This window comes from Paraburkholderia sp. UCT2 (assembly GCF_014397665.1).
Lineage (GTDB): Bacteria > Pseudomonadota > Gammaproteobacteria > Burkholderiales > Burkholderiaceae > Paraburkholderia > Paraburkholderia tuberum.
The window spans coordinates 88,647-109,652 of sequence record NZ_VZQO01000010.1; the positions used below are offsets into that span (position 1 = coordinate 88,647).

General features: G+C 63.6%; 20 protein-coding genes and 1 pseudogene. 16 read left to right on the top strand and 5 right to left on the bottom strand.

The features are described from left to right. Positions 1–7: 7 nt before the first annotated feature. Complete coding sequence (locus F6X39_RS10970) at positions 8–1,609, bottom strand: DHA2 family efflux MFS transporter permease subunit (RefSeq protein WP_184059875.1); 1,602 nt, start codon at positions 1,607–1,609, stop codon at positions 8–10. Between the two features lie 293 nt (positions 1,610–1,902). On the opposite strand from F6X39_RS10970, the gene F6X39_RS10975 reads away from it, so the two are divergent. The 5 genes and pseudogenes from F6X39_RS10975 to F6X39_RS10995 all read left to right on the top strand — a co-directional run bounded on the left by F6X39_RS10975 (position 1,903) and on the right by F6X39_RS10995 (position 6,412). Next, on the top strand, positions 1,903–2,565 hold the full coding sequence (locus tag F6X39_RS10975; RefSeq protein ID WP_187616629.1) for an alpha/beta hydrolase: 663 nt from the start codon (positions 1,903–1,905) through the stop codon (positions 2,563–2,565). A gap of 189 nt (positions 2,566–2,754) precedes the next feature. Further along, positions 2,755–3,807, top strand: a complete 1,053-nt coding sequence (locus F6X39_RS10980; protein WP_187616630.1) for a rod shape-determining protein — start codon at positions 2,755–2,757, stop codon at positions 3,805–3,807. Positions 3,808–4,161: 354 nt separating this feature from the next. Beyond that, a pseudogene (locus F6X39_RS10985) lies at positions 4,162–4,997 on the top strand (RNase A-like domain-containing protein). Next, entirely contained in the window at positions 4,994–5,287 is a 294-nt protein-coding gene (locus tag F6X39_RS10990; protein WP_187616631.1) for a contact-dependent growth inhibition system immunity protein, read from the top strand. The pseudogene F6X39_RS10985 and the gene F6X39_RS10990 overlap by 4 nt, the downstream one beginning before the upstream one ends. 264 nt (positions 5,288–5,551) lie before the next feature. Next, the gene (locus F6X39_RS10995) at positions 5,552–6,412 is read left to right on the top strand and encodes an alpha/beta fold hydrolase (protein ID WP_410450033.1); all 861 of its coding nucleotides are present in this window, start codon (positions 5,552–5,554) and stop codon (positions 6,410–6,412) included. Between the two features lie 62 nt (positions 6,413–6,474). Here the strand turns inward: F6X39_RS10995 and F6X39_RS11000 are convergent, their stop codons facing one another. Beyond that, positions 6,475–6,876: a hypothetical protein gene (locus F6X39_RS11000; RefSeq protein ID WP_184031255.1), complete on the bottom strand. Its 402-nt coding sequence runs from the start codon at positions 6,874–6,876 to the stop codon at positions 6,475–6,477. A 385-nt stretch (positions 6,877–7,261) separates the two neighbouring features. Here F6X39_RS11000 and gltA point away from each other — a divergent pair, with 385 nt between their 5' ends. The 4 genes from gltA (at position 7,262) to F6X39_RS11020 (ending at position 12,540) form a co-directional block, all read left to right on the top strand. Continuing rightward, positions 7,262–8,560 carry a citrate synthase gene (gltA, locus tag F6X39_RS11005; protein ID WP_187616632.1) on the top strand — a complete coding sequence of 433 codons (1,299 nt, stop codon included), beginning with the start codon at positions 7,262–7,264 and terminating at the stop codon, positions 8,558–8,560. A 344-nt stretch (positions 8,561–8,904) separates the two neighbouring features. Further along, positions 8,905–11,184 (top strand): amylo-alpha-1,6-glucosidase, encoded by a 2,280-nt coding sequence (locus tag F6X39_RS11010; RefSeq protein WP_184039787.1) that lies wholly within the window; start codon positions 8,905–8,907, stop codon positions 11,182–11,184. Next, positions 11,181–11,807 (top strand): DUF429 domain-containing protein, encoded by a 627-nt coding sequence (locus F6X39_RS11015; protein ID WP_187616633.1) that lies wholly within the window; start codon positions 11,181–11,183, stop codon positions 11,805–11,807. The genes F6X39_RS11010 and F6X39_RS11015 overlap by 4 nt, the downstream gene beginning before the upstream one ends. Positions 11,808–11,868: 61 nt before the next feature. Beyond that, entirely contained in the window at positions 11,869–12,540 is a 672-nt protein-coding gene (locus tag F6X39_RS11020; RefSeq protein WP_187616688.1) for a hypothetical protein, read from the top strand. A gap of 133 nt (positions 12,541–12,673) precedes the next feature. Here the strand turns inward: F6X39_RS11020 and lhpH are convergent, their stop codons facing one another. Continuing rightward, on the bottom strand, positions 12,674–13,681 hold the full coding sequence (gene lhpH, locus F6X39_RS11025; RefSeq protein WP_187616634.1) for a trans-3-hydroxy-L-proline dehydratase: 1,008 nt from the start codon (positions 13,679–13,681) through the stop codon (positions 12,674–12,676). 28 nt (positions 13,682–13,709) lie between these two features. Continuing rightward, on the bottom strand, positions 13,710–14,831 hold the full coding sequence (locus F6X39_RS11030; protein ID WP_184039676.1) for a branched-chain amino acid ABC transporter substrate-binding protein: 1,122 nt from the start codon (positions 14,829–14,831) through the stop codon (positions 13,710–13,712). A gap of 92 nt (positions 14,832–14,923) precedes the next feature. Here F6X39_RS11030 and F6X39_RS11035 point away from each other — a divergent pair, with 92 nt between their 5' ends. From F6X39_RS11035 to F6X39_RS11055, 5 genes are all read left to right on the top strand, one after another. Next, positions 14,924–15,664, top strand: a complete 741-nt coding sequence (locus tag F6X39_RS11035) for a haloacid dehalogenase type II (protein WP_187616635.1) — start codon at positions 14,924–14,926, stop codon at positions 15,662–15,664. A gap of 62 nt (positions 15,665–15,726) precedes the next feature. Then, a complete protein-coding gene (locus F6X39_RS11040; RefSeq protein WP_187616636.1) occupies positions 15,727–16,581 on the top strand; it encodes a MurR/RpiR family transcriptional regulator in 855 nt (284 codons plus the stop codon). Positions 16,582–16,713: 132 nt separating this feature from the next. Beyond that, positions 16,714–17,034, top strand: a complete 321-nt coding sequence (locus F6X39_RS11045; RefSeq protein ID WP_410450036.1) for a hypothetical protein — start codon at positions 16,714–16,716, stop codon at positions 17,032–17,034. Between the two features lie 5 nt (positions 17,035–17,039). Beyond that, positions 17,040–18,368 carry an aspartate aminotransferase family protein gene (locus F6X39_RS11050; RefSeq protein WP_187616637.1) on the top strand — a complete coding sequence of 443 codons (1,329 nt, stop codon included), beginning with the start codon at positions 17,040–17,042 and terminating at the stop codon, positions 18,366–18,368. Positions 18,369–18,400: 32 nt separating this feature from the next. Continuing rightward, positions 18,401–18,955, top strand: a complete 555-nt coding sequence (locus F6X39_RS11055) for a carboxymuconolactone decarboxylase family protein (protein ID WP_187616689.1) — start codon at positions 18,401–18,403, stop codon at positions 18,953–18,955. A gap of 141 nt (positions 18,956–19,096) precedes the next feature. On the opposite strand, the gene F6X39_RS11060 is transcribed toward F6X39_RS11055, so the two are convergent. Continuing rightward, complete coding sequence (locus F6X39_RS11060; protein WP_187616638.1) at positions 19,097–19,405, bottom strand: DUF4148 domain-containing protein; 309 nt, start codon at positions 19,403–19,405, stop codon at positions 19,097–19,099. Between the two features lie 320 nt (positions 19,406–19,725). On the opposite strand from F6X39_RS11060, the gene F6X39_RS11065 reads away from it, so the two are divergent. Both F6X39_RS11065 and F6X39_RS11070 read left to right on the top strand, forming a co-directional pair. After that, complete coding sequence (locus F6X39_RS11065; RefSeq protein WP_184039692.1) at positions 19,726–20,151, top strand: OsmC family protein; 426 nt, start codon at positions 19,726–19,728, stop codon at positions 20,149–20,151. A 192-nt stretch (positions 20,152–20,343) separates the two neighbouring features. Beyond that, the gene (locus F6X39_RS11070) at positions 20,344–20,973 is read left to right on the top strand and encodes a TetR/AcrR family transcriptional regulator (RefSeq protein ID WP_187616639.1); all 630 of its coding nucleotides are present in this window, start codon (positions 20,344–20,346) and stop codon (positions 20,971–20,973) included. Positions 20,974–21,006: the final 33 nt, after the last annotated feature.

The following is a 21,006-nucleotide window of genomic DNA, read 5'->3' on the forward strand; positions in this document are numbered from 1 at the left end:
ATCTGCCTCAATGGGCGCCGGCCGCATCCGGTCCACCTCCGCCCTTGGCCGGCCGCGTGATCCAGATCAGCGGAATGATCAGCAGGAAGATGATCGCCGACACGAAGAAGACGTCGTTCAGGCCCATCATCGCGGCCTGCGTGTTCACGGTGAAATCGAACAGCGCATTCGCCGATTGTGGATTCAGATGCAGCACCGACTGCGTGTTGTCGATCTGCTGCGCGAACAACGGGTTGTCGACCGACGCCTGCTCGGTCAGCCGCACATGATGCAGTATCGTGCGGTTGTTCCACGCGGTACCCGCGATCGACGTGCCCACCGCGCCGCAGAACACCCGCACGAAATTCGACAGCCCCGCCGCCGCCGGAATCCGGCTCTGCGGCTGGCCGGACAGGATGATCGCCGTTAGCGGCACGAAGAACAGCGCCATCGGAATGCCTTGCAGCAGCGTCGGCAGCACGAGGTGCCACGTGTCGATCTCGATCACGTACTTCGAGCGCATATAGAACACGATCGCGAAGCCGACGAACGCGACCGTCGAGATCACGCGCGCGTCCGAGTGCGGCAGCACGCGGCCGAGTATCGGCGCAAGAATGATCGCGAAGATGCCGAGCGGTGCGGTGACGAGGCCGGCGTCGATCGAACGGTAGTTCAGGTACTCCTGCATCCATTGCGGCAGCAGCACGAGATTGCCGAAAAATACCCCGTAGGCGATCGAAATCGCGATCGTGCCGCCGAGAAAATTGCGCTGCTGAAAGAGCCGCAGATCGACGATCGGGTGCTCCTCGGTCAGCTCCCATACGAGGAAAAACGCAAAGCTGATCAGCGCGACGAGGCCGAGAATCGCGATCACCGGCGACGAGAACCAGTCGAGATCCTTGCCCTTGTCGAGCATGATCTGCAGCGACGCGACCCACGTGATCAGCAGGCCGAGGCCGACCACGTCGATCGGCGGCTTGCGCGTCGGCGATTCGCGGGTGCGGTAGATCATCCACGTGACGCCGGCCGCGAACAGGCCGACCGGGATGTTGATGTAGAAGATCCACGACCAGCTGTAACTGTCGGTGATCCAGCCGCCTAGCGCCGGGCCCGCGATCGGGCCGACGGTGGCGGTCATCGCCCACAGCGCGAGCGCGGTCGACGACTTCTCCTTCGGGTACGAGCCGAGCAGGATCGCCTGCGACAACGGAATCAGCGGCCCGGCCACCGCGCCCTGGAATACCCGCGCCAGCAGCAGGATCGGCAGCGTCGGCGCGATGCCGCACAGCCACGACGCGAGCGTGAAGGACAGGATCGCGCCGACGAACAGCTTCACCTGGCCGATGCGCTGCGTGAGCCAGCCGGTCAGCGGAATCGCCACCGCGTTGGAGGCCGCGAACACGGTGATCACCCACGTGCCTTCGTCGACCGAGACGCCGAGGTTGCCGGAAATGGTCGGAATCGCGACGTTCGCGATCGACGTGTCGAGCACGTTCATGAACGTGGCGAGCGCGACGGCGATCGTCGCGAGAACCAGCCGGCCGCCTTCGAGAGGCGCGGGCGGCGACGGTGGCGCGGGTGGCTGAGGCGGCGGCGACGCGGAATCAGGCGCGGCGTTGGGCTGGCTCAAAAGGCGTTCTCCGGAGGTTTTGCGGCGGACGGCGCGAACGGCGTGAGGACGGACGGCGAGGGCGCGCGATTCGCAATGCATGCTCGGCGCAGGATGCCGTGGACCGTGCACCGCGGCGGCGGGTCCGTCGATGCGCAAAAGCATACCCGCAATCGCCGGGCGGCGCCGGCCACGGCAGCAGCCGATGCGGCGCCCGACGGCGCGAACGCGGCACGCGGCGTATGCTCGCGGCTGAGGTTGCGTCAGCAAAGGCCGAAACGTACACCCAATCCCACGGAAAAAAGGACCCCACCATGAGCTGGCAACAATTCGAACACGGCTGGCGGCGCGCGCCGCAAAACGCGCCCGCGACGAGCCTCGTCGTGCTGATGCACGGCGTCGGCAGCAACGCGCGCGATCTGATGCCGCTCGCCGACATCTGGAGCGAGGACCTGCCCGGCACGGCGTTCGCGTCGCTCGACGGCACCGATCCGTTCGACGGCGGCTTCGGCGGCCGCCAGTGGTTCAGCCTGCGCGACGTCGGCGCGGCGAACCGCGAGGCGCGCGTCGCCGCCGCCTATCCGGCGCTGCGCCGCGTGCTCGACGCCGAGCTCGCGCATTGGCAGCTGTCTTTCGATCGGCTTGCGCTGGTCGGCTTCTCGCAAGGTTCGATCATGGCGCTGCATCACGTCGCGTCGAGCGTTGAGGGCGCGGCCGGCGTCGTCGCGTATTCGGGGCGGCTCGCCTCGCCGATCGTGTCGTCGAACCGCGCGACGCCGCTCACGCTCGTCCACGGCGAGAACGACGAGGTGATCCCGGTGCGCGAACTCGAATCCGCGGCCGACGCTTTCAACTCCGCCGGCTATGCGGTCGACGCCTACGTGCTGCCCGGCGTCGGCCACACGATCACCGCCGACGGCGTCGCGCTCGGCCGTGATGCGCTGGAACGCGCGCTGGGCGAGCTGTCGCGCGATTGACACAAACCCACTAGAAAGTGGCCCTAAAGATTCTGATGGGCTTGCCGTCATATGGGCAATAGCTTGAAAATCACCCCCGCCGCGCGGGAAGCGCAACGCCCAGCGGGGCGTGTCGCGCGGCTTCGGGGTACCGGGGGCGCATTTCCAGACCGCCTTGGACGGCGCATAACGACACATCAGAGCCTGCATATGGCCAGACCGACGCCGCATTACCCGCTCTTTGAGCGACTGTTCCGCCACGCCGTGGCGGTGGATCTCGGCACGGCCAACACCCTTATCTATACCGACGACGGCGGCATCGTGCTGAACCAGCCGTCCGTCGTGTGCTTCGAGAGGCAGCCCGCGAGCGGGTCGAAGCGGATCGCCGCGATCGGCGCCGAGGCGCGCCAGCTGCTCGGCCGCGTGCCGCGCAACCTCGAAGCGGTGCGGCCGATGCGCCACGGCGTCATCGCCAATTTCTCCGCCGCCGAACACATGATCAAGCAATTCGTCGACATGGCGCGGCCGCGTTCGCTCTTCAGCCGGCGCGCGGTATTCACGCTGTGCGTGCCGGCCTCCGCGACCCACGTCGAGCGCCGCGCGATCCGCGAAGCGGCCGAGGCGGCTGGCGCGTGGAAGGTCAGCCTGATCGGCGAATCGCTCGCGTCGGCGCTCGGCGCGGGCCTGCCGGTGGGCGACCCGACCGGCTCGATGGTGGTCGACATCGGCGGCGGCACCACCGAGGTCGGCGTGATCGCGCTGGGCGGCACCGCGTATAGTGGCTCGGTGCGCGTCGGCGGCGACAATTTCGACGCGGCGATCATCGGCTACGTGCGCAATCTGTATGGCGTGCTGCTCGGCGAGCAGACCGCCGAGCACGTCAAGAGAGCCATCGGCTCGGCCGTGCACGACGTGCCGCTCGAGCAGATGAACGCAACCGGCCGCAGCGTCGACGATGGGCTACCGCGCACGGTGCAGTTGAGCAACCGCGATATTTCGGAGGCGATCGAAGGGCCGCTGAGCCAGGTGATCGGCGCGGTGAAGCGCGGGCTCGAATTGGCTCCCGCCGAACTCGTGACGGACATCGCGCACAAGGGCATCGTGCTGACCGGTGGCGGCGCGCTGCTGCGCAATCTGGGGCGGCGTTTGAGCCGGGAAATCGGCCTCGACGTGCACGTCGCCGACGAACCGCTGACCTGCGCGGTGCGTGGCGCGGGCGCGGCGGCCGCGGCGGGGTGGGTGGACGAAGCCGGGGACGCTTGAGCGGTGGATAAGGGCTTGGGTGACTGCCAAATTGCATTCCACCCCATTCCATCGCAGATGCCCTGCTGGGTCAGTGTGGCCGTATCCTGGCGCGTCCGGATTTGACGCAAACCCGCCGACGCCGTATCTGATCCACGTACGCCGAACACCACGCACCCGGCCTTGCTTGCCAACGTTGGCTGCCTCAGCACACATAGAGCCGCGCCGACCATTTGTCGCGATGTGCATTCCGATGCGCACAAATGGTGACATTTGGTTGATCGCAACGAAACCCTAAAATCATCCATCGCCCATTCCGTACCCCTGTGGTCGCCTGCTAGCTTGGCAGCCCCAACAGTTACAGAGGAGTTCGGAATGTCGTATCAGCAGGATGCGGATGGCGTGCGCGTGGTGCTCAGTGCGCCGCAACTGTCGGCGGTGCTCTCCCGCCGGTCGATCAGCCCCACCGAGATGCTTTCCAACCGGCTGTGGGGCGGTTTGCAGATTGTCGGCGGAGTGCTGGAAATGGTCGGGGCAGCGGCTCTATGTGTGCTGCCGGAACCGACGATGGCAAGCAAGGCCGGGTGCGTGGTGTTCGGCGTACATGGTTCTGATACCGCGGCGGCGGTCTGCGACAGGTCTGGACCGCGCAGGATACCAGTACGCTCATTCAGCAAGGCACAACGAAGCTGGCGGAGAAGGTGAAAGCCAGCCCCGACATGGCGAACAACATCGGCCTGTCACTGGATATGATCGTGCCGTTCAGCTTTGCTGGCTCGATCAAGGCTGCCCGCGCGGCCAGCATTACGATGGGCCGGATCAATCTGCAAATGCACGGGGCGAAGGCGCTCAATCCGGGGCTCGGTGGGCACACAATAGAAAAACATATAGGGAAGACTGTCGAGCAGTTGCGGGAGAGGCTGCGCTTGGAACCCAAAAGAGACGTAGTATCGTCGTTTAGGGATTTACCGACGGCGGAATGGGCGATCTCCAAGGTTATGGAATCCAACACAGCGAAAATCAGGAATTGGGCTCAATCAAATCCGAGGCAAGTTTTAATTTTGTTTGATAATGTGGGAAAAACTGCAGGGTATGGAGTTCTCCGAGAAACCGGGCAATTAAAGGATATGAGTACGGTTCAGGTTGTCTTGAAATATGAAGAATACAATGGCATGCCGTATTACATTTTGACGTCCAATCTACTGAAATGATGAACGAAGAATCATATCCCCAGTTCTATGTCCTGTTCGGGGGATATCTCAACCAGGACAGCGATCTTTGGGGTGATACTTTGGAGGAGGTTGTATCGTGCTACAAACGCGATAGTTCACCAGAAGAAATTGCAGAGGCGCTAGGTGAAATAGACAAAATCAAAAAAGAAGCAGGCGAAAGTCTCGACAAGAAATTCTATGAAACCTATGGATTCAATTTCAATCCGATTCTTTGGGGCTATACCACCACCTCATTTCTTGAGGAATTGAAGCGGCTCCTGAGTGACTAGTCCCCGTGTCGCGACGCGTGGTTGGTCTGATGCCCTCCGGCGCATGCATGCGCGGCGATGTTCGCGCAATTCGTTCTTTTCGTGGGTGCTCAATAAGCGCTTGGTCGGGGCACCTGGCAGTTGCCTGCCCGACGCGTCGCTGACCCTTATGTGACAATACGCATCGCGTCCCATTTTCCGGGACGCCGATATGCTCATTTCCAATGCTTGTTGCCGGCTCCGCCCGCATTCGCGCGCCGATGCCGCGCTGTCCGTCGATCACCCGTGAATCAATCCGTTTCCGCTTCGTCGCTGTCGTCATCGCCATCCTTCATCGGACTACGCAGCGGCTTGCGCGTGCCTTACGTCGAGGCCGGCGACGGCGACTTGCTGCTGTTCGTGCACGGTTCTTTGTGCGACTACCGCTACTGGCAGCCCCAACTGGCCGGACTGTCGAAGCGCTATCGCTGCGTCGCGGTCAGTCTCACGCATTACTGGCCAGTGACCGATAGCGCGGCGGACCTGCCGTTCAGCTGGAGCAGCCACGCCGATGAAGTGGCGGAGTTCATCGCGCGTTTCGGCGCGGGGCCCGCGCATGTGGTCGGGCATTCGCGCGGCGGCTGCGTCGCCTATCATTTCGCGCGACGCCATCCCGAACACGTGCGCACGCTGACGCTCGCCGATCCGGGCGGCCCGCTGCAGATCGCCGGACGTCCACCCGCGAGCGTGCCGGAGACGGTCAACGCATTGCGTGCGAAAGCGGCTCGGTTGATCGAAAGCGGCGAGGTCGAAGCAGGCTTGCAACTGTTCGTCGATTCGGTGAGCCGCCCCGGCTTCTGGGCGATGAGCACCCCGGGTTTTCGCCGCATGGCGACGGACAACGCGCACACGCTCGCGCGGCAATTCCGCGATCCGCTACCCGCCTACGTGCCCGAGGACGCGGCCGTTCTGCGCTGCCCGGTCCTGCTGATCGACGGCGAGAAGAGTCCCGACATGTTCCACCGCACGGTGACGGCGTTGCTGGGATGGTTGCCCGATGCGCGCCGCGAAACGGTACGCGGTGCGTCGCATGGCATGAACCTCGCGCATCCGTCCGCGTTCAATCGTTACGTGGATGATTTCATTCAGGCGATGAGCGCGCGCTGAGCAAGTGAAGCGAAGACCAAGGGCGATCGGCCGGCGCGCGCCGCCGATCGCCCGTTACTGCATCAGGCCTTGCGATGCGCGTCCTTGTCGAGCGCGCGTTCGGCCGCCTCGCCGACGAGCCCGTGATAGTACAGATGTACGCCGATCGCGAGCGAGTCGTTGCGGATTTCGTGGAACACCTTCCACGCCTTCACCGGGTCCTTGAACAACAGATAGTGCGCTTCCTGCGCGATCAGATCCGCGACTTCATGCAGGCCGTGTCCATGCAGCACGTCGACGAGCGTGTCGAGACTGCGATGCGTGCGCGCGTCGGTGCGCGGATAGAGCATGTGCAGCACCGCGACGTCCTGCGTCTTCAGCGCCGCCGACAACGCGACGACGATATCCTGATGATTCAGCGCGGTGACCGTGTGGTCTTCGGTATGGACATGATCCGGAAACAGCGTTTCGAGAGAGACATTCATTTGTATTCGTCCTGCTTTTCTGTGTGATCAAAAAAACCCGCTTCGAATCGCGGGCCGCAAGCATCAATGCACGGACTGAGTATCGCAGATGGATCCCGCCCGACGCAGTGTGCTGGCAGCAAAACATTGTTGCGGCTGGTGTTCCGACTTTCGTGCAACTTTCATCGGCATCGCGATGCACCCGCCGCGTGCCGACAACGAATGTTGCGCCCACGGAGATGGACTGTTGCGATCAATCGACGCAATCAACGACACGCCGACCCGTAGAATGCGCAGCGGAGCCTGAGCATGCCCGTACTTCTTCGGGAGCGCCGATGTCGCGCCTCGCCGTACGACTGCGATGCATGCCGGCGCGAGTGCGGTATCAAGCAAAAGGAAGACGTACATGAACTCGAAGTCACACGCAACGCTGAGCTTTTCCGACAGCGACCAGACCATCGATCTGCCGATCTATCAGGGCTCGCTGGGCCCCGACGTCATCGACATCCGCAAGCTGTACGGCCAGACCGGCAAATTCACATACGATCCTGGCTTCATGTCGACGGCGGCGTGCAACTCCGAGATCACATATATCGACGGCGACAAGGGCGAACTGCTCTACCGCGGCTACCCGATCGACAACCTCGCGCAGAACGCCGACTTCCTCGAAACCTGCTACCTGCTGCTGAAGGGCGAACTGCCGAACGCCCAGCAGAAAGCCGGGTTCGAGAACACCGTCACGCAGCACACGATGGTGCACGAGCAGATGCACTTCTTTTTCCGCGGCTTCCGTCGCGACGCGCACCCGATGGCGATTCTGGTTGCGGCGGTCGGCGCGCTGTCCGCGTTCTATCACGACTCGCTCGACATCACGAATCAGCAGCATCGCGACGTATCGGCGATCCGCATGATCGCGAAGCTGCCCACGCTGGTCGCGATGGCGTACAAGTACAGCGTCGGTCAACCGTTCGTGTATCCGAAGAACGACCTGTCGTACAGCGCGAACTTCATGCGCATGATGTTCTCGAATCCCGCCGAGGAGTACGAGGTCAACGACGTGCTGGTGCGCGCGCTCGACCGCATTCTGATCCTGCACGCGGACCACGAGCAGAACGCGTCGACGTCGACCGTGCGTCTCGCCGGTTCGTCGGGCGCGAATCCGTTCGCGTGTATCGCGGCCGGTATCGCGTGTCTGTGGGGCCCGGCGCACGGCGGCGCGAACGAAGCCGCGCTGACCATGCTGGAAGAGATTGGCTCGGTCGATAACATTCCCGACTTCATCGCGAAGGTGAAGGACAAGAATTCGGGCGTGAAGCTGATGGGCTTCGGCCACCGCGTGTACAAGAACTACGATCCGCGCGCGAAGCTGATGCGCGAAACCTGCCACGAAGTGCTCGAAGAGCTGGGCCTGCACGACGACCCGCTGTTCAAGCTCGCGATGGCGCTGGAAAAGATCGCGCTCGAAGACGAATATTTCGTGTCGCGCAAGCTGTACCCGAACGTCGACTTCTACTCGGGCATCGTGCAGCGCGCGCTGGGCATTCCGACGTCGATGTTCACCTGCATCTTCGCGATGGCACGCACGGTCGGCTGGATCGCGCAGTGGAACGAAATGATCGCCGATCCCGAGCAGAAGATCGGCCGTCCGCGTCAGCTGTTCATCGGCGAGACGCTGCGTGAAGCGAAGCCGGTCGCGAAGCGGTAACAGGCCGGATAGACGCCCGACAACGCGTTCAACGACGGTCGCCAACCCACGGCTCACGAGGCCGTGGGTTTTTTTACGTTCCGCGTATCCTGCCGCCTGCACGTCCCGTGCCACCGAAAACGCCGTCAAAAAACGGCCCAAAAAGCCGAAACTCCGAGGCGATAAGCTCGTCTCACGCGGAAAGAGCCTCTACAATCGGATGGGCCGGCCTACCGGGGGCCGGCCTACCGGGGGCCGGCCAACCGGGGCCCGGGTGACGGGGCAACCGGGCAATCCGGCGGCCGATCCGAGGCGAGACCCGAAGTGCAACCAAACGCAGCAGCGAATCCATAGGAGCGACCTTGATACAGCAGCCAGAAGCCCTCGGCGGGCTGACCCACTCGGGCGGCGTCGATCATCGCGAGCCCGAGCAGGACGGCGTTTTCATCCCGACGGAAAACCTTAACGTCGCGAGCGCTACGCAGCACGTGCTCAAGTCGGGCGACACCTTCATCGTCAACGATCCGCTCGGCGATATCACCGGCCACGACGATGGCCTGTTCGTCAACGATACGCGCGTGATGTCGCAACTGCGCCTGACCTTCGGCGGCCGCGCGCCGTCGCTGCTGTCGGGCAGCGTCAGCAGCGACAACACCAGTTTCACCGCGCATCTGACCAACCGCCCGCTGCCGCCGCTCGGCGGCGACAGCACGCCCGAAGGCGTGATCCACGTCGAGCGTGTGCGCGTGCTGTCGGGCACCGTGCTCAACGAGGCGATCGAGCTCACGAACTACGGCACGCACGATGCGACCGTGCCGCTGTCGATTTCGTTTTCCAGCGATTTCCGCGATATGTTCGAAGTGCGCGGCCTGAAGCGCGACAAACAGGGTCGCGTGCAGCCCGCGCGCATCGAGAATCAGGAGGTGCTGCTCGGCTATATCGGTCTCGACGACGTGGCGCGCAACGTGCGGATCGCGTTCTCGCCGCAGCCGGACAAGCTGTTCGCCGACCGCGCCGACTACACCGTCAAGCTGCCCGCGCAGGCATGCGTGTCGATCTATCTGTCGATAGCGGTGCACGTCGTGCCGATGACCGGCAAGCCCGGCGCCGACGTGTCGCAGCCGATGCATGCGTTGAGCGAAGCGCATCTCTCGCAGATCGATGCGGAGCGCCCGCGCGTCGGCCGCACGGCGGTACGCGCGGCAATGGTGGATGCGCACCTGGTGATGCGCGAGCGACGCAACGCGAGCGCGCGCGTGCGTTCGAGCAATCCGCTGTTCAACGCGTGGATCGACCGCTCGTTCGCCGACCTCGGCCTGCTGACGACGGATCTCGCGACCGGCCCGTACCCGTACGCGGGCATCCCATGGTTTTCGACCCCGTTCGGCCGCGACGCGGTGATCACGTCGCTGCAAACGCTGTGGCTGCAACCGCATCTCGCAGCCGGCGTGCTGCGCTTTCTCGCCGAGCATCAGGCGCGCGAGAACTCGCCGTTTCGCGACGCCGCGCCGGGCAAGATCATGCACGAGATGCGCAAGGGCGAAATGGCCGCGGCCGGCGAAGTCCCGTTCGCGCTGTACTACGGCGGTGTCGACACCACGCCGCTGTTCATCGTGCTGGCCGGCGCCTACGCGGCCCGCACCGGCGACGTCGGCTTGATCGACGAACTATGGCCGGCGCTCGAACGCGCGGCGCAGTGGGTCGCGGGCGTGTGCGACAAAAACCGGCACGGGCTGCTCGATTACCAGCGCGAATCGGATGGCGGCCTCGCGAACCAGGGCTGGAAAGACAGTCACGATTCGGTGTTCCATGCGGACGGGCGCTTCCCTGACGGCCCGATCGCGCTCGTCGAAGTGCAGGCCTATGCGAGCGCCGCGTTCGACACGATGGCTCACTACGCGAAGCTGCGCGGCCTGCGCGACGCGGCCGCGCAATACGCGGAGCGCGCGAAGAAGATCCGCCGCTGCGTCGAAGAAAAGTACTGGATGGACGAGGTCGGCTTTTACGGCATCGCGCTCGACGGTCATGGCGAGTTGTGTCGCGTGATGGCATCGAACGCGGGGCATCTGCTGGCGTTCGGCCTGCCCACGCGCGAGCGCGGCGAGGCGGTGGTGCGGGCGCTCGACTCGACGCTGTTCCACACCGGCTGGGGCGTGCGCACGCTGGCCGCGAGCCAGGCGCGCTTCAATCCGATGGCATATCACAACGGCTCGGTCTGGCCGCACGACAACGCGCTGTGCGCGCGAGGGCTGTCACGCTATGGCGGCAAGGCGTCGGCCGTGAAGCTGCTGCAGGCGCTGTTCCAGGCCGCGGTCAATTTCGACATGCGCTTGCCCGAGCTGTTTTGCGGCTTCCCGCGACGCCGCGGCGAGCCGCCCACGGCCTATCCGGTCGCGTGTTTGCCGCAGGCATGGGCGGCGGGCTCGCCGTTCATGATGCTCGAGGCGTGTCTGGGCATCACGATCGACGCCGAGCGCCGCGAAGTGCTGATCGAACAGCCGATGCTGCCCGAAGGTATCGACTGGCTCGAGGTCAGCGATCTGCGGGTCGGGGATGCGTCGGTGTCGATCACGTTCCGCCGGATCGGCGAGAAGGTGGTGGCGTCGGCGGAGCAGGGCGATGTGAGGGTGGTGGCGCTGCTTTGACGCCGACCACGGTAGCGGGCATCGATGTTGGCGGCGACCGGAAGGGAAACCATCTGGTCGTCCTGCGCGGCACCGAGATCGTGAGCCATCTCGGCAACGCGACCCCCGAACAGATGCTGGAACGGTGTCGCGCATTCGGGGTGGCGGCGGTCGGCATCGATGCGCCGTGTCGTTGGCGAACAGGCGCCGCAGGACGACTAGCCGAGAAGGCGCTCGCGCGGCAGCGAATCTTTTCGTTTGCGACACCGGCTCGCGAAACGGCGATCGCCAGCAACAGCGGCTTCTATGGATGGATGTTCAACGGCGAGCGCGTCTACGACGCATTCGTCGCGCACTTTCCGCTTTTCAGCGGCGGCGAAAAAATCAATGGCCGCGTGTGCTTCGAGACATTTCCCCACGCGATCACGTGCGCTTTCCTCGGGACGGACGTCGCATCCGCGAAGCAAAAGGGTCCGCAGCGCCGGGCAATCCTCGAACGGGAAGGTATCGCAACAGCGTCGCTGACTTCGATCGACGACGTCGACGCGGCGCTATGCGCGTTGGCGGCACGGTATCTGCTGGAAGGCAGAGTCGATACATATGGTGACGAGCCAGGCGGATTCATCGTGGTGCCTGGACTTTGACACTCACATTCTGGGAGGACGGGTGCACCTGGCACGACGATTCGGAGTATTGCTGCTATCCATGGCGGCGTTGGGTTCGACCGCGGCATCGGCGAACGACATTCAGTGTGCAACCTCGCAGCAACCCGCTGAGCGCGTCATTTGCGATCACGCGATCCTGAACAACGAGTACGACGACATCTTCGCGCAGCAACAGGCTCTTCTGAGCAGCGGGAAACTCTCTTCCGCGCAACTGGCGAAGTGGCGGCAGGCGCGAAACGCCTGTATCGATGTGCACTGCGTGGATGGGGTGTTCGCGCAGTGGAAGGCGATGGCCCGGTCCGTCGACGTCGCTCCACAGGCGGCCGCGCCTGAGCCGGCCGCGTCTGTCGTGACGGCCTCGGAAACGGCGATGGCACCTGTCGGTCCCAATCCCGAAGCGCCTCCAGCCGTATCCGCGTCTGATGCATCTCAGGTGTCCCAGGCCTCGCCGACATCGGAGGCTTCTCTGGTGCGTCAAGGGAGTGCCGCCGGTGTGGCGCTTCCGCAGCCCGTCGCGGCGGAGGCTTCCGCGCCCGTGGCTGCCTCGGCGGCGCCCAGCCAGAGCGAATCTCGTGGCATGACCGGCATGAGCGGCATCAGTGGCGGCCTGATCGTGGTTCTGCTCGTCGCGCTCGGAGCCGGTGTGTTCTTCGCGCTTCGGAACCGAAGCAGAGCGACCGCAAAGAAGACGCAAGGTAAGAACGGGCGATGAGGTGATGCCAACGCGCTGGCCTCGCGCCCGAAGCCGCGCTTTGACCTACTGGTCGGGCCGCGCGATTCGCCAATCAAACAACGCGGAATGCCTGTCACGGCGTTCCGCGCTAAAAGCGACTGCAAGGAACCGATTATCGGACGAGGAAACCGTAAGTCAGCGGGTCACGCTCGTCCACGATCCAGGTTGCGAAACCGCAAACGTATGCGTTGCCCTGGACCTCGGGGACGACGGCCTTGAAGTCGCCGACGGTCGTCTCACTGAGTACACGCCCCTTGAAGACCGTGCCGATGATGGACTCATTGACGAGCGTCTCGTTGCTCGCCAGTTCGCCGCGCAGATAGAGTTGCGCGACGCGTCCGCCCGTCCCTGAGCCGGTGGGCGAACGGTCCACTTCACGGTCGGCGAACACGCAACAGTTGGCTTGCGTCGAGCCTTCGTGCCGTGGCGCGTTGGCAATGATGGTCCCGTAGATGTGGTTGATTTCCGGGATATCGGGATGCTCAACCGGGTACGCGTCGTTTGCAGCTTTTTTGACCTCGGCCCCAAACTTGATCAGTTCCTCGACAGAAGACTCCCGGACTGCGAGACCGTGCGGCGCACCGTCCGTATAGAAGTAGAAGGCACCACCGAAGGCGATGTCACCCTTTACCGTGCCAAACGACGGCGTCTCGACCGTGACATCCCGTTTCCAGACGAACGACGGAACGTTGACGAAGCGTACGTTGGCGGCGTGTTCACCATCCCATTGCACGAACGCCTCGATGAAGCCACATGGAGCGTCGATGCCGATTCGCGTCTCGGGAATCTGGCGCTGAACCCAGCCCAACTCGACCGCCGCGGTAGACAGCGCGATAACGCCGTGTCCGCAGTGGTCGCTATAACCCTCGTTGTGGACGAAGATGATTCCGAAGTCTGCCGTGGGACTAACGGGTTCGGTCAGGTATCCGCCGTACATGTCAGCATGACCACGCGGTTCGAACATCAGCGCGGTACGAATTTCGTCGGCGTTCTCCTTCAGCCACGCTCGACGCTTGACGATGGTGTCACCGGGAAGACGAGGAAGCCCGCTCGTCACGATACGGAACGCTTCGCCGCCGGTATGGACCTCGACTGTCGAAATAGTGCGAGTGATTTTCATGTATGCGTTGGGGTTACTCGATTGAACGTCACTGCCCGTAGGGCACCGGAAGGCCGTTTCTGATCACATAGACGGTCGTGGGTGCGCCCTTCAGATCGCCGTTTTCATCGAAAGAGTAGGTGCCTGCCACGCCCTTATAGTTGGTCTTTGCCAACTGGGCGGTGAGCTTTGCCTTGTCGGTCGTGGTTCCCGCTTTGACCATCGCATCGGCCAGCAGTTTTACGCCGTCGTAGTAGCTGACCGCATAAACCTGCGTGTCGGTGTTGAACGCGGCCTTGTATTTCTGCAGAAACTCACGGCCGGCTGGGGTCTTGTCGAGCGCGATGCCGCCCTGGGCGCAATACACGATAGAGGCCGCGTCACCGGCAACCCTGCCCATGTCGGCCGAGCAAATGCCATCACCGCCAAGCAGCTTGGCTCGCAGTCCGCGTGCGCGCATCTGCCTGGCCATCGGCGCGCCTTGAGCAGCGTATCCGCCGAAGAAGACGACATCCGGATTTTTGGCCTTGATGCTGGTGAGAATCCCGAGGAAGTCAGTCGCCGACGAGTTCGTGAACTGTTGGTCCACGATTTGAATTCCATTTGCCTTTGCCTCTTTGACGAACTGCTCGGCCACACCTTGCCCATATGCCGTGCGATCGTCGATCACCGCGGCGGTCTTGGCCTTCAATGTTTTGGCCGCAAACTGACCCATCGTTCCGCCTAGCTGCTCGTCACTCGCGCCGATACGGAAGATGTTCCTGAAGCCTTGCTTCGTCAGCGCCGGATTGGAGGCAACCGGCAGCATCGGTACCCCGCCGGTGTTATAGACGCGCGATGCCGGAATAGCCACACCTGAGTTGTACGGGCCGAGGACAGCAATCACGCCGCTGTCGACGAGTTTCTGCGCGACCTGAACGCCAACCTTCGGATCTGCCTGGTCGTCCTCGGAGTCCAGTTTGAAAGTTACCTTCTGGCCAGCGACCGTGACACCGCTCTTGTTGAGTTCATCGATAGCAAGGCGGGCGCCGTTCTCGTTGTCCTTTCCGTTCGGCGCCTGGGGGCCCGTAAGCGGAGCCGAGTGACCGAGGGTGACCACCGATTGAGCATTGGCGGATGCGGTGATGCCGGCGGCTGTTAAGACAGCCATTGTTAGGACGAGGTGGCGCATATAGTCTCCAGGTATTGGACCCGTGTTTGACCAGATTAGCTCCGCTTCGGCATGGGTTCAACCTTTGAGCACGCCATCCGACAGGAGGAGTCGTGAAACTGACCGATTTCGATACACTGACTTTTGACTGCTACGGCACCTTGATCGACTGGGAGAGTGGCATCCTTGAAGGCCTGAGGCCTCTGCTGGAGCGAGCCAGGACACCGCTCACGCGTGACCAGGTTCTCGAAGCGCACGCTCGCCACGAGTCGTCGCAGCAGAACTTCACCCCTGCGAAGCGCTATCAGGAACTGCTTCCCATCGTATATAAGCGCATGGCTGAAGAGTGGGGCCTGCCCTATACACACGAAGAATGCGTAGCGTACGGCCAGTCGATCAGAAACTGGCCGGCATTCGCCGATTCCGCGGTCGCGCTGCAATATCTGAAGAAGCACTACAAGCTGGTCATCCTGTCGAACATCGACAACGAAAGTTTCACCTTCAGCAACGCCAGGCTGCAGGTTGAGTTCGACGCCGTCATCACAGCGGAGGACGTCGGGTCCTACAAGCCGTCGCCGCGCAACTTCGAGTACATGCTTCAGAAGCTCGATCAGCGCGGCATCAAGAAGGAAAAAATTCTTCACACGGCAGAAAGCCTCTTCCATGACCACAAGGCCGCAAACGAGTTCGGCCTGGCATCGTGCTGGATTTACCGCCGTCATTCGCAGCCGGGCTTTGGCGCGACGATGAACCCGGGCTCGCAGCCTGACATCGACTTCCGCTTCGACAGCATGGCGGACTTCGTCGACGCGCATCGGGAAGCGCTGGGGAACCGAGCATCTTCGCGCCGTTGAACGCGCCTGCCCGGTGGTAACATTTGTTGTCATCTCTCACCTCGGCGCCGACCCACCTCACCATGCCAGACAGCTTCGATCAGCTCGTCGCCCTGATTCGGGCGCGCTTTCCCGACCTGAGCCCGCAGTTCCAGATGGGAGCGGGCTTCCTGCTCGATCATCCCGACGAGGTCGCGGTGTCGTCGATGCGCAAGGTGGCCGAGCGCGCGCAGGTGCAGCCCGCGTCGCTGGTGCGGCTGTCGCAGCAACTGGGGTTTCCCGGCTGGAACGAATTGCGCGATCTGTTCGTCGCGCGCGTGCGCACGCGGCCCGAGCCGTTGACGAGCCGGGCGCGCTCGATGGTCAAATCGAAAGATGCGCTCGCGAACGATCTTCTCGTCGCGCAGCAGCACAATCTCGAAACGACCGCCGCGCATAACGGCCGCGTGATCGTCGAGGCCGCGCGCGTGTTGCGGCGTGCGTCGCACGTGCACGTGGCGGGCTTCCGCTCGTGTTACGCGGTGGCGTTCGGTCTCGTCTATGGCTACCGGCTGTTTCGTCCGTCGGTGTCGCTGCTCAACGGCGAGGCCGGCACGCTCGAAATGCAACTGCGCACGATCGAGCGCGACAGCGCGACCATCGTCATCAGCTTCGCGCCGTATTCGGTCGAAGCCGCGCGCGTCGCCGAGGCCGCGCTCGAAAAAGGCAGCAAACTGATCGCCATCACCGACAGCGCCGTGTCGCCGATCGCGTTGAACGCCGACAAGGTACTGATCTTCTCGCACGAAAGCCCGTCGTTCTTTCCGTCGCTGGTGGCCGCCACCGCGATCGCCGAAGCGCTGGTCGCGCATTTGCTCGCGCTCGAAGGCGCGGATGCGCTCGAGCAGCTTGCGCTCGCCGAACAATCGTTACATGCGAAGGGCGCGTACGTGCCTTGAGCGATTGCGTGAGGCACGCCGCGCTCCGCTCGATATCGTTCAACGGCATTTGACAACAAATGTTGTATTAGCGTATAAATACGTACCGATTGTTGAATATGGTGCGGCCCGTGGCGTCGATGCAGGAATTCAGTGTTTTTCAGGTCAGCGGCGAGCCGTACGACATCGGCTACCGGCTCGGCGAAATCGCCCGGCCGCGGCCGGCCGCTGCAACCGGCGGCCCTGCTCGACGTACTGCACGATCGCGCGCCGTCGGGCTTGCCGATCTACCGCGACGATCCTCACGATCCCGACGACGAAAACACCCTCGCCACCGCGCTGTTCGAAATCGGCAACGCTGGTGTGTCGATGAAAGCGTATCGCCAGAGGCAATGCGCGTTCGACACTTTCGTCGCATGCGCGACGCCCGAACCGGCCCGCGTTTCAGCGCCCGCCGCCCTCACCAGGAACTGAACATCATGTCCACCGTTTTTCATCGCTCTCCGAAGCAATCCTTGCCGGTGGCCGTCGCGGGCGACGGCATCGAAATCATCGACTCCACGGGCAAGCGTTATATCGACGCGTCGGGCGGCGCAGCCGTGTCGTGCCTCGGTCACAGCAACCAGCGCGTGATCGACGCGATCAAGCGGCAAGCCCAACGGTTGCCGTACGCGCACACGTCGTTCTTCACGACGGAGCCGGCCGAGCAACTGGCCGACCGGCTCGTCGCGAGCGCGCCGGCCGGACTGGAGCACGTGTACTTCGTGTCGGGTGGCTCGGAGGCGATCGAGGCGGCGCTCAAGCTCGCGCGCCAGTATTTCGTCGAGAAGGGCGAGACGCAGCGGCGCCATTTCATCGCGCGTCGGCAGAGCTATCACGGCAACACCCTCGGCGCACTCGCGATCGGCGGCAATGCATGGCGCCGCGAGCCGTTCCTGCCGATCCTGATCGAAGCGCATCACGTGAGCCCGTGCTACGCATATCGCGAGCAGCGCGCGGACGAAACCGAAGAAGCGTTCGCTCAGCGTCTCGCCGATGAACTCGAGCAGAAGATTCTCGCGCTCGGTGCGGACACGGTCGCGGCGTTCGTCGCGGAAACGGTGGTCGGCGCCACGGCGGGCGCGGTGCCGCCGGTGCGCGAATACTTCCGCAAGATCCGCGCGGTGTGCGACCGCTACGGCGTGCTGCTGATTCTCGACGAGATCATGTCGGGCATGGGCCGCACCGGCTATCTGTACGCGTGCGACGAAGACGGGGTGGCGCCCGATATGCTGACCATCGCCAAGGGCCTTGGCGCGGGTTATCAGGCGATCGGCGCGACGCTGGTCAGCGACCGCATCTATCAGACCATCGTCGGCGGCTCCGGCTTCTTCCAGCATGGCCATACCTATATCGGCCATGCGACCGCGTGCGCGGCCGCGCTGGAAGTGCAGCGCGTGATCGCGGAAGACGATCTGCTGGCGAACGTGCAGGCGCGTGGCGAGCAGTTGCGCGGCCGGCTGCGCGAGCACTATGCGCAACATGCGCATATCGGCGACGTGCGCGGGCGCGGCTTGTTCGTCGGCGTCGAACTCGTCAAGGATCGCGTTACCAAAGAGCCGTTCGACGCCAGACTGAAACTGCACGCGACGATCAAACGCGAAGCGTTCGCACGCGGCCTGATGGTGTATCCGATGGGCGGGACCGTCGACGGCAGGAGCGGCGACCACGTGCTGCTCGCGCCGCCGTTCATCTGCACGGAGCGCGACATCGACGAGATCGTCAGCCGCCTCAGCGATGCGATCGGCGCGTCGCTCGCCGCCCGCTGAGATTCGACCCACCGCCTTTTGCGAGAACGATGATGACCGAGCGCTTGCCTCACTTCGACATGTCCACTGCCACGCCCGAACAGAAGGCGGTGCTCGACGAAATCCTGTCCGGGCCGCGCGGCAACCTGAATGGGCCTTTCCTCGGCTGGATTCACAGCCCCGAGCTCGCGCAGCACGCGCAACGCCTCGGCGCGTTTTGCCGCTACCAGACCGGGCTGCCGCTGCGGCTGTCGGAACTCGCGATTCTGGTGACCGCTTCGCGCTGGCAGGCCCAGGCGGAGTGGTACATCCACTATCCGATCGCGCTGCAGGCGGGCGTCGGCGAAGCGGACGCCGAGGCGATCCGCCAGGGGCGCCGCCCCGAGTTCGCCGATGCCGACGACGCGCTGATCTACGACTTCGCGAGCGAACTGTACGAGACGAAGCGCGTGACGGCCGCGACGTATGCGCAGGCGGTCGGGCGTTTCGGGCATCAGGTCGTGATGAACCTGGTCGGCCTGCTCGGCTACTACGCGCTGGTCGCGATGACGCTGAACGTGTTCGACATGCGCGCATTGGGGCAGCAAAGCCTGCCGTTTCCCGAATAGCGCTTTTGCCAACGAGCGGCTGCGCAGCGGCGCCGCGCGCGCCAACGAAAAGCCCCGGTTGCCGAACTTCGCAACCGGGGCTTTTTACTGCGCGCTGCATTAACGACTTGCGCGCTCAGTTATCACGATCAGTTACCACGCTCAGTTACCGCGATACGTCGAAAAGAGACGTTGCTGCACCGTCGCCGGCGCGCCCGCGTCCGACGAACTGGCCTTTGCGCCGCCGACGTCTTGCGAACCTTGCGCCGAAGCGGTGACGATCGTCGAGTCTTGTGACACGGCCTTCGGATAGGTGGTGTCGTTCTGGTTCAGGAGGCCTGCTTTTTGCGCGGCTACGAGTTCGGCGCGCACCTGAGCGCGCGTGACCGGACCGTTTGCCTGCTGGGCGAACGACAGTGCCGGAACGATAAGAGCGGATGCGACGACGACTGCGGAAAGAAGCGATTTCATGATGACCTCCAATTGATTGTGTGGTGGATCGGTGTGAACCGCGTTCCCCGATCCGTTGAACGCAGTCTATTTCTTACGAGGTCAGCAAAAAAGCGGCTTTCTGGCGAAATATTGTTGCCAGTTTTGAGATAGTGAAAAACGCGCTTTTCCGCGCCGGGACGCGGAAGCGCCTATGATGAAATCCGGTCCACGCCCGCGCCTGCAAGCCGCGCGGCACCTGCGACCGATGCCCAGGCGCGGACACATCCGGGCGGACCGCCGCGGCGGGCATCATCTTTGGTCGAGCAGCGTGCGCGGCAAGGCACAAACAGGAGAGCGCAATGAAGCGCAAGGCATCGGCAGTCTGGCAAGGCGGTCTGCAGAACGGCAAGGGCTCGATTTCCACCGACAGCGGCGTCCTGAAGGACACCCAGTACTCGTTCGCGACGCGCTTCGCGGACGGCATCGGCACGAATCCGGAAGAGCTGATCGCGGCTGCGCATGCGGGATGTTTCTCGATGGCGTTGTCGGCGGAGCTGGGCAAGGCCAACATCACGCCGGAGCGCATCGGCACCACGGCCACCGTCACGCTCGACAAGGACGGCGGCGGCTTCGCGATCACCGCAGTGCATCTCGACGTGACCGTGAAGATTCCGGGCGGAGACAAGGCCGCGTTCGACAAAGCCACCGCGGACGCGAAGGCCGGCTGCCCAGTGTCGAAGGTGCTGAATGCAACGATTACGATGGATGCGAAGCTCGAGACCTGAGCCCCTGCTGTCACTGTGAGCGCGCAACGAAGCCGGCGACGGGCCATGTCCGCCGCCGGTTTTTTGATGCCGGTTGTCGAATGAACGGATGACCCCGACGCGAGTAGGCCTACGGAATGCCATCCTTGATTTATTGAACATCCAGTCATAATATCGACAGACCGACGCAACCAGGCAACAAGGTCATCGCAATTGAGTCATTCAAAGCAAGCCGCGAAAAAAGCCGGCGAAGCGTGTCACCGGGGCCGTCCGCGCGAGTTCGACACGGCCACCGTGCTGGCGAACGCGAGCCAGGTGTTCTGGGATCACGGCTACCACGCGACGTCGATCGACGATCTGTGCAAGGCCACCGGCCTGCTGCGCGGCAGCCTGTACGGCGTGTTCGGCGACAAGCACGGCATCATGCTCGCCGCGCTGGATCATTACTCGGAAGGCGCGGTCGCGCGGCTTGCGCAGCGACTGAGCGCGACGGCCGAACCGGAGCAGGCGCTGCGCGACGCGCTGCTGCACTACGCGAGGGTGTCCTGCGCATTGAGCGGCCGGCGCAGCTGTTTCATTACGAATACGACGCTCGAAATGCAGCCCGATGACGAAGTGCTGCGCGCGCGCGTCGCCGCGATTCAGCGCCGCATGGCGACTTTGCTCGCTGCGGCGGTGATCCGCGGTCAGGCGAGCGGCGCATTCGATTCGACGCTCGACGAAAAAGCCGTCGGCGATTTCCTGTTATGCGTGATGCAGGGCTTGCGGGTCATGGGGCGGGTCGCGCATCAGCAAGATGCGCTGATCGGTATCGTCGATGTGGCGATGCGCGCGCTGGTGTAACGCCTCGTTCGCGAGCAGTGGCGCAAAAATTTT